14 protein-coding genes are annotated in these 16,140 nt (G+C 45.7%); 10 read left to right on the forward strand and 4 right to left on the reverse strand.

Annotated features, from left to right (window positions below):
• Position 1: 1 nt before the first annotated feature.
• The 3 genes from NKT06_RS09790 (at position 2) to NKT06_RS09800 (ending at position 2,631) form a co-directional block, all read left to right on the forward strand.
• Positions 2-238 carry a DUF896 domain-containing protein gene (locus NKT06_RS09790; protein ID WP_253433141.1) on the forward strand — a complete coding sequence of 79 codons (237 nt, stop codon included), beginning with the start codon at positions 2-4 and terminating at the stop codon, positions 236-238.
• A 336-nt stretch (positions 239-574) separates the two neighbouring features.
• Positions 575-2,005, forward strand: coding sequence for an NAD(P)-binding domain-containing protein (locus NKT06_RS09795; RefSeq protein WP_253433144.1), 1,431 nt, complete (start codon positions 575-577; stop codon positions 2,003-2,005).
• A gap of 134 nt (positions 2,006-2,139) precedes the next feature.
• The gene (locus NKT06_RS09800) at positions 2,140-2,631 is read left to right on the forward strand and encodes a hypothetical protein (protein WP_253433147.1); all 492 of its coding nucleotides are present in this window, start codon (positions 2,140-2,142) and stop codon (positions 2,629-2,631) included.
• A gap of 146 nt (positions 2,632-2,777) precedes the next feature.
• On the opposite strand, the gene NKT06_RS31885 is transcribed toward NKT06_RS09800, so the two are convergent.
• Positions 2,778-3,380: a G1 family glutamic endopeptidase gene (locus tag NKT06_RS31885; protein ID WP_367399889.1), complete on the reverse strand. Its 603-nt coding sequence runs from the start codon at positions 3,378-3,380 to the stop codon at positions 2,778-2,780.
• A gap of 270 nt (positions 3,381-3,650) precedes the next feature.
• Here NKT06_RS31885 and NKT06_RS09815 point away from each other — a divergent pair, with 270 nt between their 5' ends.
• The 4 genes from NKT06_RS09815 (at position 3,651) to NKT06_RS09830 (ending at position 8,365) form a co-directional block, all read left to right on the forward strand.
• Positions 3,651-4,397, forward strand: coding sequence for a DeoR/GlpR family DNA-binding transcription regulator (locus NKT06_RS09815; protein ID WP_253433157.1), 747 nt, complete (start codon positions 3,651-3,653; stop codon positions 4,395-4,397).
• A 2-nt stretch (positions 4,398-4,399) separates the two neighbouring features.
• Positions 4,400-5,311: a 1-phosphofructokinase gene (gene pfkB, locus NKT06_RS09820; RefSeq protein ID WP_253433160.1), complete on the forward strand. Its 912-nt coding sequence runs from the start codon at positions 4,400-4,402 to the stop codon at positions 5,309-5,311.
• Between the two features lie 95 nt (positions 5,312-5,406).
• On the forward strand, positions 5,407-7,374 hold the full coding sequence (locus tag NKT06_RS09825) for a PTS fructose transporter subunit IIABC (RefSeq protein WP_253433163.1): 1,968 nt from the start codon (positions 5,407-5,409) through the stop codon (positions 7,372-7,374).
• A gap of 202 nt (positions 7,375-7,576) precedes the next feature.
• Complete coding sequence (locus NKT06_RS09830; protein ID WP_253433166.1) at positions 7,577-8,365, forward strand: class I SAM-dependent methyltransferase; 789 nt, start codon at positions 7,577-7,579, stop codon at positions 8,363-8,365.
• Between the two features lie 143 nt (positions 8,366-8,508).
• Here NKT06_RS09830 and NKT06_RS09835 read toward each other — a convergent pair whose 3' ends face one another.
• From NKT06_RS09835 to NKT06_RS09845, 3 genes are all read right to left on the reverse strand, one after another.
• Complete coding sequence (locus NKT06_RS09835) at positions 8,509-9,648, reverse strand: zinc-dependent alcohol dehydrogenase (protein WP_253433169.1); 1,140 nt, start codon at positions 9,646-9,648, stop codon at positions 8,509-8,511.
• 78 nt (positions 9,649-9,726) lie between these two features.
• Positions 9,727-10,890: an oxalate decarboxylase family bicupin gene (locus NKT06_RS09840; RefSeq protein ID WP_253433172.1), complete on the reverse strand. Its 1,164-nt coding sequence runs from the start codon at positions 10,888-10,890 to the stop codon at positions 9,727-9,729.
• A 247-nt stretch (positions 10,891-11,137) separates the two neighbouring features.
• Positions 11,138-12,019 carry an SDR family NAD(P)-dependent oxidoreductase gene (locus NKT06_RS09845; protein ID WP_253433175.1) on the reverse strand — a complete coding sequence of 294 codons (882 nt, stop codon included), beginning with the start codon at positions 12,017-12,019 and terminating at the stop codon, positions 11,138-11,140.
• A 165-nt stretch (positions 12,020-12,184) separates the two neighbouring features.
• Here NKT06_RS09845 and NKT06_RS09850 point away from each other — a divergent pair, with 165 nt between their 5' ends.
• The 3 genes from NKT06_RS09850 to NKT06_RS09860 all read left to right on the forward strand — a co-directional run bounded on the left by NKT06_RS09850 (position 12,185) and on the right by NKT06_RS09860 (position 16,138).
• Positions 12,185-12,622 carry a MerR family transcriptional regulator gene (locus NKT06_RS09850; protein WP_253433179.1) on the forward strand — a complete coding sequence of 146 codons (438 nt, stop codon included), beginning with the start codon at positions 12,185-12,187 and terminating at the stop codon, positions 12,620-12,622.
• A 245-nt stretch (positions 12,623-12,867) separates the two neighbouring features.
• Complete coding sequence (locus NKT06_RS09855) at positions 12,868-15,471, forward strand: J domain-containing protein (protein WP_253433182.1); 2,604 nt, start codon at positions 12,868-12,870, stop codon at positions 15,469-15,471.
• Positions 15,455-16,138 carry a DUF1266 domain-containing protein gene (locus NKT06_RS09860; protein WP_253433185.1) on the forward strand — a complete coding sequence of 228 codons (684 nt, stop codon included), beginning with the start codon at positions 15,455-15,457 and terminating at the stop codon, positions 16,136-16,138. The genes NKT06_RS09855 and NKT06_RS09860 overlap by 17 nt, the downstream gene beginning before the upstream one ends.
• Positions 16,139-16,140 lie beyond the last annotated feature (2 nt).

A 16,140-nucleotide genomic window follows, 5' to 3' on the forward strand; every position in this document is an offset into this window, starting at 1 on the left:
CATGATTCCTATTTTGGGACGCATTAACGAATTAAGTCGAAAACAACGCAGCGTTGGTTTGACCAAAGAAGAACAAAGTGAGCAGCACGAGCTTAGAAAACAATATTTGCAGGCTATTCGAGGTCAGGTACTGACAACCATGCTGGCAGTATCCGTTGTGGACCCACTGGGTCATGATGTGACCCCCGAGAAATTAACCATTGAAAAAATGCAGCGCCGTGAACAGGCCGGCCAATAGCATTCCTTTAATAAGACAGACCAAGATTACATCTTGGTCTGTCTTTTTTTATATTCTGCGAATCTTCCGTCTAAAAGGAAGTACATCAAAAGAGGAAGGTACTATCCGTTAAGTATTTCGTGCAGATTAACAAGCATGTCAGTTATTTTTAGTTTTGATGACAATAAAGCTACCGCCAACTTCAATTCATCTCCGATAACCCATATAATAACGCTAATATATTTCAGGAATACAAGGGGATAGGACCATTATTCTTATATTAACTGACAACAAACTTACATCAAAACAATTAAAAAAGACTAGATCATATATGTATCTCGAAAGGGTTGATGAATCATGAGCCTGGAAGCTTTGAATGAGCGTGTGAAGAATGATCTGGATTATTTGTCATTTGGTGGTACGAATTGGGTGCGTCCAAGAGAACATGCAGATGGTCATGTCTATGATGTTGTCATTGTCGGCGGGGGCCAGAGTGGATTAGGGGCGGCCTTTGGACTTCTTCGAGAACGGATCTCCAATATTGTCGTCATTGACGAGAATCCATCAGGGCTTGAAGGACCTTGGGAGACTTATGCGCGTATGGTAACTTTGCGTACTCCCAAGCATCTGACTTCCATCGATCTGGGTATCCCCTCGTTAACCTTTCGTTCATGGTGGGAAGCACAGGTTGGACGGGAAGGTTGGGAAGAGGTAGACAAGATCCCGCGTGGTGAATGGATGAATTATTTGCGCTGGTATCGGGAAGTGCTGAATCTGCCTGTGCTGAATGAGGTGAAATTGACACTTGTTGAGCCAATAGAGAACGGAATACATCGACTTCATGTGAACAAGGCAGGAACTCAGATGGATGTTATACTTGCTCGCAAAGTCGTGTTTGCTACGGGTATACAAGGTGGCGGAGAGTGGCATGTGCCATCCTTGATTGCGAATAGATTACCTCGGGAGCTGTATGCCCATACGTCTGAAGCGATTAATTTTGATCGGTTAAAAGGTAAAAGGGTTGCTGTGCTTGGCGGCGGCGCTTCTGCATTCGATAATGCGAGCTATGCTCTTGCCACGGGTGTGGCGGAAGCTCATGTATTTGTACGGCGGGAACAATTGCCTAGTGTTAATCCTATACGTCAGATGGAGCAATCCGGTATGATTGAGCGATACCACGCTCTTCCGGTTGCCGATAAATATGAAGTGATTTCTCATTTCTTCAAATTCAATCAACCGCCAACCAACGATACGTTTAATCGTGCGGCAGCCTGGCCTGGATTCGAACTGCATTTGAACTCGCCTTGGCTGAACGTAGAAGCGACGGACCAAGGCGCGATTGTGCATACAGCACAGGGAGCATATACGTTTGATTTTCTAATTATTAGCACAGGTCTGCTCAGTGATCCAGCACTTCGTCCTGAACTGAGGCTCGTGGAGCCATATATCGCGCGCTGGGAGGACTGTTATCAGGCTCCGCCAGAGCATCGCAATGCATTGCTGGATGCACATCCATACCTGAGTTCCGGGTTTGCCATGACTAGCAGGAGTGAACAAGGTGAGAAGCAGTTGCATGGACTGTTTGTATTCAATTACTCTGCACTCGCCAGCTGTGGTCTGTCGGCATCTGCCATATCCGGGACCAAGAGTGCGGTGCCCAAACTGGTCACTGCCATCGCGGATCAATTGTTCCTCGATGATCGGGAGGTTATTTTGCAACAATTCTATGCTTATGAAGAACAGGAATTTACGGCTACGTGGGTGAAAACGGGTGCCCTTGCTGAGTAAACGCACCCCTTAAGATAGCGAACGTGTGGCACCTGATGCTGCACGTTTTTTTGTTTTTCACATGATGAAGGTTACACTTGCCTTTAATTTGTTGTAAAATGTCGGTTGGAACATGTTAAAGGCAGGGATAATAGATGAATGAAATAAAAATGAACTATGAACAGTTTAGAGCCCATGTGAAGAAAGCGTCACGTAAACGAAATGTACCTTTGATTAAAATCGTTGCATTTCAGGAGAAATACATGAAGATTGAAGAAGTGCAATATTTTGATGTGGAACAAAATCATATGAGTGTTCAGGCCTGCAATACGTTGTGGTTGCATCTGGAGAATAAATCTTTTCGTAATATGGTGTCCCAACATTTGCAGTTTTATAGAGATATGGATAACTTGGGGCGGCATTCCTTTGAGAATCTGATCAAAGAACTATATGATACGTCTGTTCCTGTGCTGCTTGATTACAATCCCGCTCATTATTACACCTCGGGGCAGCTCGCTGAGATTCTCGTCATGGACGAGGAGAGGCTGATTGAACAATTGGAGATGGGCCGCTTCAAGGGGGCGTTTATTAATGAGGATGGCAAATGGCTTAAACCCAAACCGGATGCAAGGCTTGTAGAGTCATAAGCGTCATGAGATTCCCATGAAAAGCAAAATCCTGCAACGCCGCGCATAAAGCGCTGGAGCTGCAGGATTTTTAATGGAGATCCGAAACGTTAGAGACCCCGACTTTAAAAACATGAAGTATTAAACATCTTTCGATCATTAAATACTTAAGTGTTGCGGCGAACCGTAAATCCATCTTTGCAACGATTAGGGGGGCCAGGGATGGAGACAATACCCCGCCCTTGGATCATGATTCCCTTCTGGCAGGCACGAAAAGCAGGAGATTGTCCGTTCAGGCGACATTTGTTGAAGGTTATAGGGGTAAGCCGCGCCATGGAGCCGATGGAGCTTCCAACAGTGGGTGCTTCAACAATCCATTCCGCAGAGGATTGCGGACCCGAATAACACTGAATGGTGCGGAAGGTCCAGCCTAACGTTAGATTAGAGAGCGTAATGCACCAGGTTTTACGCGTTAATTTGGCGATGACTGCTCGAATGCGATGACCAGGGGAAACGGGATGTGGAATAATGGTCTCCGCGTCAGGCAGGATCTCCCACCAGGCATAATAGCTGGGCTTGCCTTGAATCCAGTCGTGACCTGTTCCGGTCTGAATCAGACTGCTGTTCTTGAAGCCATCTATCCCAATCCATGCGGATGAATATGAGGAGTGTGTGCTAGGTAGAACATAAGGGACAGTCCATTCCGCTGAGATGCGACGGTATTTATTCCGTGTTCCTGAACGAGCGTAGCCGCTCCAGTTGGAGGAGATCCACCCAAAGTGAGAAGGGGAATCTTTCTTTTTCTTTTACAGGGCACAGGGCTTTCGCCGTTTGTGTGGACGGTCTGTCATCAGGTCACCACCTTTGGTAACATAGGGTCTAGATTATCAGATGCGTGTTCAGTAGCTGGGGAAAGGGACAATTGGACAAGAAAATAAGTCGAAAGATGCAACTTTTTGAAGGTTTTTAAATTATTTTGAATGAAAATGGTTGTTTTTTGAGGAGATTATGATACTATAGAAGCAGTTGGAGGAATGAAGATGCTGACTGAAGAACGATATGCTGCAATTATAGAGCGCTTACATGTACAGGGGATTGTGAAATTGCAAGAGCTTGTTGATGTGTTAGGTGCTTCTGAATCAACGATTAGGCGTGACTTGATCGATCTGGAGAGTCGTCAGATGCTCAAACGCATCCACGGCGGTGCCGCACTGGTGAACGAAAAAACGCTGGAACCGGGCATGGAAGAAAAAACGTTCAAAAACATTCAACAAAAAACAACGATTGCCCGTTTGGCTGCACAGGAGATCGAAAATGGCGAATGCATTTATCTGGATGCAGGAACGACAACGTTAGCCATGATTCCCTTTATTGAAGCGAAGGACGTAACGGTTGTTACCAACGGACTTTCACATGTTGAAGCTTTGGTAAGCAAGCGTATTCGCAGTTACTTGCTTGGAGGTATGATGAAAATTCATACGAAAGCAGTCATTGGCAGTATCGCATTACAGAACATGGATAACTTCCGTTTTGATAAATGTTTTCTGGGAAGCAACGGCGTTGACCCCGAAATGGGGTATACAACACCGGATCCGGAGGAAGCCTTGATTAAAAGGCGTGCACATCAATTGTCGGGAAAATCTTATGTGCTGGCTGATTCCAGCAAAATAGGGGAAATTACTTTTGCCAAATTGTTTGATTTGGAGGAGGCTGATTTGATTACCGAGCGGATGCCAGAACACTGGCGGCCTGGAATCGCCCAGAAAACTAAAATAATTGAGGGATAACGATGATATATACAATAACACTTAACCCGTCCATTGATTACATCGTGGAAGTCGATGAGCTGAAGCTTGGTGGATTGAATCGAATGAATCGGGACTTGAAGCTCCCGGGCGGCAAAGGCATTAATGTTTCTCGCATATTGAATCAACTTGGAGCAGATAACACGACCATTGGTTTCCTTGGTGGATTCACCGGACGCTTCATTAATGATAAGTTGCAAGAAGATAACATCCGGACAGACTTTGTCACAATTGCAGACGATACTCGTATTAACATCAAGCTGAAGCATGGAGAAGAGACAGAGATTAATGGTCTTGGACCTGCGATAAGCGCAGAAGAGGCAGAGAAGTTACTTCACAAATTGTCTTCATTGGAAAAAGGAGATATCGTCATTCTCTCCGGAAGCGTACCACCTTCTCTTGGAACAGATTTCTATGATCGTCTCATTAAAGTCTGCAAGCAAACGGGTGCGGAATTCGTGATTGATACCACTGGCCCTGCGTTAATGGAAGCTCTTGAACATGCACCATTGCTGGTGAAGCCGAATCATCATGAACTGGCCGAACTGTTCGGTGTAACCATTGAGACTCGCGAGGAACTGGTTTTATACGGGCGTAAGTTGCTTGAAGCCGGAGCCAAACATGTATTGATCTCCATGGCAGGCGAGGGTGCACTATTCATTACCAAAGCGGAAGTTCATCATGCGAGTGTGCCAAAAGGTACTGTGAAAAACTCGGTTGGTGCCGGTGACTCCATGATTGGCGGATTCGTAGGTACCTATGTACAGAGCGGCGATCTGCTGGAAGCTTTCCGTACAGGTGTTGCATCTGGAAGCGCGACTGCTTTCTCGGATGATCTGGCAACACGTGAATTGATTGATGAATTACGCAATCAAGTAACCATTACGACGATCTAGTCTAACGTCATATAAAAGGTTTTCATTGTAAATGTAATTGTAATGTAGTGAGGCCTGCCTATGCAGGCCGACTGAACTTAAGGGAGTGTACCAAGATGAGAATAACAGACTTGATGATCCAGGAAACGATGATCATGGACCTGCAAGCCACAACCAAAGATGAGGCTATTGATGAACTAATTGCAAGTCTGAACCGAAGCGGACGTATTAATGATCCGGTCCTGTTCAAGGAAATGATCTATAAAAGAGAAGCTGAATCCAGCACGGGTATCGGTGGCGGAATTGCGATGCCGCATGCCAAAACAACAGCAGTGAATGAACCGACGGTTGTATTCGCCAAGAGCAGGAATGGACTTGATTTTGAAGCGTTGGATGACCAGCCAGCTCATGTGTTCTTCATGATTGCCGCTCCAGAAGGCGCAGGTAATACCCATCTGCGTACGCTTGCAGCTCTTTCCAGGTTGTTGATTGATAGCGATTTCATCTCACAGTTGATGAGTACAGATACACCCGCCGAAGTCAGTGCATTGTTTGATGCCAAACAGGCGGAAGCAGCAGAAAAAGAAGCAGCCAAAGAGAAAGCAAAAGCGGAAAAAGCAGCAAATGCCACATCCGGCTCTGCTAGTGGTCAGCAACAGAATACCTTTGGTGTCATTGTAGGTAATGAAAATTCGGAAGATTTTGTTGTTGCGGTTACAGCTTGTCCGACAGGTATAGCGCATACGTACATGGCTGAAGATGCACTTAAAAAGAAAGCTCAGGAAATGGGCATTAACATTCGCGTAGAGACAAACGGTTCCGAAGGAGCGCAGAATGTGTTGACGGCTGATGAGATTGCCCGCGCCAAAGGGGTTATCGTTGCCGCAGACAAAAATGTGGAGATGGCACGTTTCGATGGCAAACCGGTACTACAAAGACCGGTGAGCGATGGAATTCGCAAATCCGAAGAGTTGATTCGCAAAGCTGTTAACGGTGATGCACCTATCTATCGCAGTCAAGGCGGAAATACCAAGGAAGAGGGAGCAAGCACAGGCAAGATCAGCGTAGGTAGCAAAATCTATAAAGATCTGATGAATGGTATCTCTCATATGCTGCCATTTGTTGTAGGTGGCGGTATCCTTCTTGCAATCTCCTTCTTGTTCGAGCAGATTGCTAGTCCTGAAAATCCGATTGTGCAACTGCTTCAAACGATCGGTGGCGGAACAGGTGCATTCCACTTCCTGATTCCGGTCCTTGCCGGATTTATCGCGATGAGTATCGGTGATCGCCCAGCCCTGATGCCTGGTATGGTCGGTGGATTGATGGCGGTTAACTCGAACGCCGGTTTCCTTGGTGGTCTGGCTGCCGGTTTCCTGGCGGGTTATGTAGTCATCGGTCTTCGTAAGGCATTGAAAGGTTTGCCAAAAGCAATTGATGGCTTGAAACCAATCTTGCTGTACCCGGTATTCGGTTTGCTGATCGTAGGTGCAATCAGCTTCTACGTCTTCGATCCAATCTTTGGTTCCCTGAACACATGGCTTGTAGATGCACTTGGTAATCTGGGAACAGGAAATAAAGTATTGCTTGGTTTGTTGCTTGGTGGCATGATGGCGATCGATATGGGCGGACCGTTCAACAAAGCGGCATATACGTTCGCGATTGGGGTATTCACATCCAGTGGTAACACAGACGGTGCATGGATGGCAGCAGTTATGGCAGGTGGTATGGCGCCTCCTCTGGCAATTGCCCTGGCAACGACGTTCTTCAAATCCAAATTTACGGAGCAAGAACGCAAATCGGGCTTGACCAACTATGTTCTTGGATTGTCTTTCATTACGGAAGGTGCAATTCCATTTGCAGCAGCTGATCCACTTCGTGTATTGACATCGTGCATCATTGGTTCTGCTGTTGCGGGCGGACTGACACAATTGTGGAGTATTAATGTACCAGCTCCGCACGGCGGCATCTTTGTTGCTGCACTGGCGAACCACGCAATATTGTTCCTGCTTGCCGTTGCCATTGGTGCGGTGATCTCCGGTCTGATTCTGGGACTGTGGAAGAAGGCACCAACGCTTGTGAAGTAAGGAATATTAGAAACATCTCCTGGGTGGACTTCACCTGGGGGATGTTTTTTTGTTTCAACTTTTTCATCAGGCAATGGAAAGTTGCCTCTGAATTTGCGTTTGTGTAAAATGCTTATTTAGCATTCCTACGAATATGTGGTAAAATAAAAATATATTATGAAACCGTGTTTCGACTAATGAAACTTGTGCAGGAGGAATTCGAATGTCTGATGTAATCAAGAGTCAGGTGCAGAAGCAGTTTGCGAAGAATGCGGGAAAATACGTGACGAGTACGGGACATGCTAAAGGTGAGGATCTCGAGTTGCTCGTGGCTTCATCTCAAGCCACTCCAGATATGAACGTGCTGGATATCGCCACTGGAGGAGGGCATGTCGCCAACGCTTTGGCTCCGCTTGTTCAGCGGGTGACAGCTCTGGATTTAACGAAGGAGATGCTGCAGGCCGCTGAACAGTTTATCCTGGGGAATGGACACGATAATGTAGATTTTGTAGCCGGGGATGCTGAGAAGCTGCCATTCGATGATGATGTCTTTGACCTTGTGACCTGTCGAATCGCTGCTCACCATTTTCCGGACGTTTCTTCATTTGTTCATGAGGCGTTACGAGTCATGAAGCCCGGTGGAAAGTTGTTATTGATTGACAACGTGGCACCTGAACGTGATGAGAATGACCAGTTTTACAATGAAGTGGAGAAGTGCCGAGATGCAAGCCATGTTCGAGCATGGCGCAAGACGGAATGGATTCATATGCTGGAGTATGCGGGCTTCCGAATGGAAACGATGGTTTCCTTCCAGAAGCGCTTTAAGTTTGAAGAGTGGTGCAACCGTGCAGCACTGCCGGAACGGGAGAGAAGTGAACTTGAAGCAAGCATGTTGAGCGCGCCGTCCATCATCAGAAAATTTTTTGATTTTGAAGTGACAAAGAACGGGAAGCTCGACAGCTTCCAAGGAGAAAGTGTATATATCCAAGCGATTAAGCCGACTCATGTCTGATTCGATAGAGCAAACCATTAAGGTTAGCAGGTTATGAACGAGTAGAAGGATGAATGACAATAAAATAAATAAAACAAGCAGAGTACCTTGAACAGGTAGATCTGCTTGTTTTATTTGGCATATATAATAATCAAAGCGAAGGTTCAGGGTTTTAATATAACCTTGGTACATTCATCTTCATGATCGTTGAAAATGCGATACGCTTCGCTTGCATTCTCCAGTGGAATCCGATGGGAGATGATCTCGGTCGGATCAAACTCACCAGCAGTGATTTTACGGAATAACTCAGGCATATAATGTATAACAGGAGCTTGTCCCATTTTGAGATTGATATTGCGTTCAAACAGATTGCCTAATGGAAACATGTTGTAGGAAGAGCCATATACACCCGTAAGCTGGAGTGTACCGAATTTGCGGATCGCTTTCATGCCGATTTCAATCGCACTCAGTGAACCGCCATGAAGTTTTAGCTTCTGTCCAATTTCCTCCAGCGTGGTTTTTTTGCCATCCATACCTACACAGTCAATCACAACGTCGGTTCCGCCTTGTGTAATCTCACGAATGTGTTCACCCATATCATCGTAATCTTCAAAATTAAAAATTTCTGCATCGTTCAAACGTTTGGCCTTCTCCAGTCGATAGGGCAGACGATCCACAGCAATAACGCGTTTGGCACCTTTCATCCAGGCGAACTTTTGCGTCATCAGCCCAATGGGGCCACTACCGAGTACAGTGACTGTATCTCCCGGTTTAACTCCGGCATTCTCGACACTCCAGTAAGCGGTTGGAAGAACATCCGACAGAAACAATAAAGCTTCATCTTCCAGTTCACAGGATTCCGGAATCACAAACGGTGTGAAGTTTCCGTAGGGGACACGCAATAATTCTGCCTGACCTCCCGGGTGGTTGCCGTAGCGTTCGGTGAATCCAAAATAACCACCTGTATGAATATCCGGATTGCCATTGGAATTATCACACTGGCTCTCCATGTCATGATTGCAATAGAAGCATTCACCACAAGCGATGTTAAAAGGCAGGACCACCCGGTCCCCCTTCTTCACACGTGTCACTTCCGGACCGACTTCTTCTACAATGCCCATCGGTTCATGACCGATAACGTAATCTTTGGCAGCAGGCAGAGCTCCCTGATAAATATGCAAATCGGATCCACATATGGCGGTGGAAGTAATACGAACGATAATATCATCCTTCTGTTGCAGTGTGGGATCTTCAACCTCTTTGACTTGAATGTCCTTCATTCCCTGAAACGTAACGGCTCTCATCTTCATATTCCTCCTTGTATAGTGGGATTCTCTGACAATTACCCCTTTTCAGCACAAATGATAGAGGAACATACTAAATTAAACTACAGGCCATTTCACTTTACGCAAGGCATCGAGTAACTCAGGCGGTGCATTCAGGTTGTCACGGACCAGATCCCGAGGGGTTAAGGCCATCCACTGATTCAGCGATACATCCTCGAAGCGATCACTTCGGAATATCTCCAAAAACCATAAGGTGTCGGTACCGGTATTCTGTATGTAATGTCCCAATGCGACGGGAACATATCCCACATCACCGGCGCGATAATCAAAGGTGCGAGCAATGCCGTTACCTCCAAAGACGGTCATTCTTCCTTGTCCTGTCAGATAATATTGCCATTCATCTGCATTAGGATGCCAGTGCAGTTCACGCATGGCCCCAGGCCGGATCTCAACAAGTGCGGCTGCAACAGTGGTAGAGATGGGGAAGTTGGTGGAATCTACAATTCGAACGCTTCCGCCAGGTGTAATGAGTGGTTCCTGGGCCAGCAATCGGTGTTTGAAAGTGAGAGGAACAGTACCGTATGGAGACTCAACTTCCTGGCTCTCGATGGAACCTGGGACAGTATCTTGGAAAATGTACACCTGTTCCTTCGGCATCGACTGAAAAGCAGATTCAGGCACGCCGAAATTGACAGACAATACTTCCGGTGGCGTATGGGCAAACCAGTCGGATATGGATAACGTATTCAGATCGGAGAAAGACCCGTCATCAAACACGAGTAGAAATTCACAACCATCCTCCAGTCCCTGAATGGAATGGGGTAGACCTTTTGGGAAAAACCAGAGATCGCCCGGCCCAACATCTGCAATAAAATTACGTCCGTTCTGATCTACCGAGGTAATTCTCGCTGTTCCCCAGATCATATAGGCCCACTCGGATTGCTGGTGCCAATGGAGTTCTCGTACACCGCCGGGAGTCAGGCTCATGTTCACACCAGCCAGTGTTGTGGCAATAGGAAGATCCCTTACGGTGATTTCACGTGACCAACCCCCATGGTTCAATTGCATATGGGTATCGGAAAAAGACATTCTCAGATTGGGCAATAACCCGTTATCAGTAGCTGGAGGTACCAGCATATCGGGGTTTTGTATATCTCTCATGACGTCTCTGGGTCCCAGATCAGGTCCTCCAGCGCCATCACTGCGAATGGGTTGCGGGATGATAAGAGGTTTATCATTTGGTTGCTGTCCTTTGGTCATTGAGTGATCCCTCCAGATTCAGTGGCATGTCACACGCGACATTGTATCGTTATGTTTACACTTATGAATCAGGGCCTGGATAATATGAGGGACAAACGACAAAAAAAGACGTGACCGCATGTGGTCACGTCTTTACACCTAATGAGATGGTCAAACAATCCATAAATCCGGTGATCGAATCAAATAAAGTCAGAATTCCAGATTGGACTGAAGATGCTCTTTCATCAGCCGTTCGGCGGTCTGTCCGTCATGTGGATGGGTTGGAGGCGGGCTTTCCAGACTGCGTTGTACGAAAACGCTGCTCGTAGATCTCGTTTACACGCTGGAGAACGGCAGGGCCTTGCTCTGTAAAACGAAGCGCTACCGCTTTATTTTTCACCAGAAATGTACCGGATTCATGTCTGGTGGGTGATAAAGCCGCACTGTAGAGCAATGAAGCGCCATGACTTGGATGGGGAAAGAACCATTTCATAATGGGTTTGATATAGAAGGGCAGACCGGATGTTTTGTTGCCCCGTAGCGTATTATTTCCACCGGGATCTACGCTTAGCAGTTGAATACCGTCTGCCTTGGCAGATTTGGCAACCTCGCGTGTCCACAGAGATAAGCCGAGCTTTGAAATGGCATAGGGACCAAACAGCTTTTTGAATTCAACTGGACGCTCCAAGATATTCAGATCAAATTGTTTGACCATTTTGAACGCGGTGGTGGAAGTATTAACGACTGTTTTCATCTGTCCTTTGAGCAATAGCTCAACTAATTCCATGTAGATGATGTATGGAATTACCGTCTGAAGTTCGAAGTGTAGTTCATGCCCCTGATCAGAGAAACGAAGCTCGGAAGCGCTACCCCCGGCATTGTTAAACAAGATATCAATTGAATCGGTATCGGATTTGATCTGATCCAGTGCAGTTCTCAGACTATCGTAGTTGGTCAGATTAGCCTGAACCCAACGAAGCTTGCCTGAACGTAAGGCGTTCTGTATATCGGTATCCTCGGATGGGAAAGCCGACCGGTTGAGACCGATTACCTGCCATCCTTCATCCAGCAACTTGCGTGTCAGTTCAAGACCAATTCCTGACGTTGAGCCTGTGATGAGAGCGGTGCGAAGCAGATTTTGGTTATTCATATATACCTCCAGAAGAATGGGATTACAGAACGAATCTGTATGATGCGCTCATTCTATAACTTGGAGTCGACTCCAAGTCAAGAGGGTGGCTTCAACGGATCATGCTTGACTTGGAGTTAACTCCAAGTTGTAATATGGAGAGAAATGAATGTGGAGGAGGCCCATATGATGAGCGACAATGTAATGTTCTCCATCAAAGAAACGTCAGAACAGGCCGGATTATCAGAAGATACAATTCGTTATTATGAGAAGATTGGGCTGCTTCCCCGAGCTGAACGCAAGGCCAATCGCCATCGGGTATACCGCTCGGAGGACATCCATACCATGAGGTTGATCACTTGTCTGAAAAAAACTGGCATGTCTTTGGAAGAAATGAAGCCCTATCTCCAAATGTCCATGGATTCAGATCTCGCAGATTTCCCGGATGAACGGGAGATGCTGGTGAATCACCGGAAGAAAGTTGAAGCACAGATTGCTTCGCTACAGCAGGTCGTTGATTTTATCGATGAGAAGTTGGAGAAACGAAGTATGTATCCTGATGAATGTCCCATTACCGGGGAGAACCAGATGTCTGTTTTTGAGAAACAGAACATATTCTCTTGATGGCGCTGCTACCTGTTTGAATCCGAAAACCCACGTCATGATGACGCGGGTCTTTTGCTGTTTCTAGCATGTAATATCGAGTGTATGGCCAGGTTATTAGATATCGCTTTTTACATAGAGGGTTGTCTGAAAAGAAGCTTAATGAAGCAGGGATATGATATATTAAAGAGCAATGTTACATTGTTTTGATAGCAACCACATCTGCAGATTGAGAAGAATTCCAGATAAGAGAGGCGAACGACAGCATGGATTACTGGGGAATACTTGGTATAGAGCCTACTGAAGATTTAAATGCGATTAGACGAGCTTATTCATTACGGTTAAAACAAAATCATCCAGAAGATAATCCCGAAGGTTTCAAGGAACTTAGAGCAGCTTACGAGCAAGCTAGAGAGATTGCGTCAACAGGTTCAATTCAACCGATACATGTTGAGTCTGATGATGATCCTCCACACCACTTTACGGAAGATACGCAGGATTTAGCTCAAGGTATACATATCGAAGACTTACATATAACTCCTCCAAAGTGGGAAGACCCGCTGCGTGAAGCTGTAAATCATTTTCTGGAGAGAACGATTAGACTGTATGAAGATTTTGACTCACGCATTCGTTACGATCTATGGGTGAACCTTGTAGAGGATGAGCAATTCTGGAGCATTCAGGTTCGGGAAAGACTACACAGCGAATTGTTAGATGTTTTGGCAGAACGAAGCTGGCTGCCTGGTATGGTTTGGAAATTATTAGATGATACGTTTGGCTGGATGGACAATGAACTGGAGTTAAGCGAGCGATTTTCTTCCTCGTTTCTAAATCACATTCGTCACCAGAGTCAAAGTTTATATGATTTGCAACTTGAATATTTACACCAAGCGGCAGCAGCTGGTTTGGAGATCGACGATTATTTATATTTTCGTGAATTCGCAAGACGTGCACTCATTCATCAAGACTTGGACACAGCGCACGAGATGTTGGGCAAAGCTTACGCCATGTATGAACAAGACCCAGTGTTACTGCGCTTGATTGCGTTATATTCGATGAACGTTGAGGATTGGGAGACTGCGCTCCACATGTACTCCAGGCTTGCAGTTATACTACCGAATGAGCCTCAAATTCTCCGTCACTTGGCAGACATGTTACTGAAGTGTGGACATGCGGAAGAAGCGTTATCCATCAACATGCAGTTGTCGGAGGCAACTGAAGCGATGATCTATAGTCCTGCTTTATCATCTGCAGCGCAGTGTCTAATCCAGTTGAGTAGAAATAATGAAGCCATAGCCGTATATGAGGCAGCGTTAGAACGATTCCCAGCGGACTTGGAACTACGAACTCGTCTATGGCATGTACGGCATGAATATGAGCAAGAACGCATGACGATTTTGGAAGAGGAGCTTCAAAATGACAGCCTTCCTGGAACGGAACAGATCGAGGAACTGATTGGACTTTACCGTATAAGGAAACAATCAGACAAGGTAATATCCATGGTTGAAGGATTTGGATCAGAAGTGCTGTTAAGCAGTAATGCTTGGTTTTTGGCTGCTCAAATGGCATACGATGTTGATCTAAAACTTGCTTTACACTACCTTAATCAGTCTGTCACAAGGGCTAAAGAAGAGGTCTTTGTTCACCAAGAGGCTTTGTACTTACGCATAAAGGTCAATTATAATCTTGATCATTATGAGGCAGTAATCTCAGACGGTCTTATTCTGAAAGGACATATGGCAGAAGAGCCGGGAGTTTATTTTTATCTCGGGGAATCCTATCGTATGCTTGAAGAATATGAACAGGCGATCTTGAATTATTTGCAGGCAAAAACATTAAATGGTGGCGCAGGCTACGAATTTGGATTAGCTTTCAGTTACTATCATTTAGAAAAGTATGATAAGGCTATAACGTGCTTTGAGACTTATATGAATAAAGATAATGAAAGTGCTGATCTCTATTACTACCTTGGCATCTCGTATATGAACGTGGACAGATTCCAAGATGCCGCTCAGTGTTTCCAAGCTTCTTTGCGCATCGAGAGTTATCCGAGCACACTGTATTATCTATTCACAGTCTACAGAAGACAATGTGAGTTTGATCTTGCGTTGACTGTAATTGATCAATATTTGGAAACTGGAGACACTTCGTATCGGGGAGAGGCTCTTGGCGCAGCAGCGGATATTCATTTTTATAGAAAGCAATGGAGCATTGCCCATGATTTCTTGCTGACATTTTATCATGACATACCAGAGAGTCTCTATCTTCAAAAAATGATTGCTGTTTGTCTCCTTGCGGATCGTAAGTTTGAGGAGGCAGCAAAATGGATTCTGAAGATTCAGGATCACGAGCCTAATAATCCGTGGGCGCTTTTACAGATGATTCGCATCTTTGCCGAACTCAAGCAGTGGGATGAGTTGGACAGCGCTATGGTGCATTATTATAAAACAGTAGAACCTGCCAAGATTGATGGTTACAGCTATTTTTATGGGGGCTTACATCTATATCAGGCACGTAAATACGATGTCGCTCGCAAAATGTTGACCCGTGCTTACGAGTTCGGTTTGCGCGGGGATACATGCAGTTTGCTGAGTTTATCCTATATGCATCTTGGTCAAGGAGAGTCGGCACTTGTGTATGCGAGAGAGGCTGTGGCAGACCGGCCTGATCATCCGGATTACCTTGCACGTCTGCAGGATATGGAAGAGCGTCTGAGTCAACGGGGAGCCTGGTTTAATAAGCTGAAGTTCAATATATTCCAGATGGGATTGAAACAAACGGTACCACTTCAATTCCCTGATCTTTTGAATGATGAAGAGCTTAGACCGTATTATAACGTGGAGGTATACAACGATGCATTCTTTGCTTGATGCAAGACAGCAGTGGACACTGGCAGCGGGAGCTATTTTACTTGAGGCAAATGCTTTGGAATTCGCCACAGGGTATGATATTGAACGATTGGATGGGAAACGGGAAGGCATCATTGAAATGTTTGGTCGAGCATGGAGTATTCGGGACGAGCAGTCATTTCATCAGCAAATGGAAAGTTTTCGAGAAGGAAGCGGGCACCATGATAAATTTGATCAACGCAGGGCGTTATTGTCTGTAATGACTCATCAGGAGCAAGAAAACTACATCCTTGGTTTGGAGGATGAGACGATCAGAACCCAATTGAGGGCCATCCAACTCTATGACAGTCGCCTGAATGCGGCAAGCATCAGCGCCTGGGACTGGGGAAGAGCCATATCAATTACACGGATGGCGATGCAGGTCGGTTATGTAGATGAGGAGACGGCATGGACATTTATGTATGAAATGGCGCAGAGAATTCAAAAAGCGTATTCAAGTTGGACGGAATTCGGACTTGCCTACCTCATAGGACGTCAATATGGGTATGAAGAATTGGAGACGGAGTCAGCCCTGGAGCACTTTTCGCTTGTAGAGCATTTGTTCGAAAGGGCAGACAGTCCATGGAATGTACTTCCGTGGGAAGAAGCAACTGTTGGCCTGCCTGTTGAACCAGAAAGAGAGGGATAAGA

The organism is Paenibacillus sp. 1781tsa1 (assembly GCF_024159265.1).
Classification (GTDB): Bacteria; Bacillota; Bacilli; order Paenibacillales; family Paenibacillaceae; genus Paenibacillus.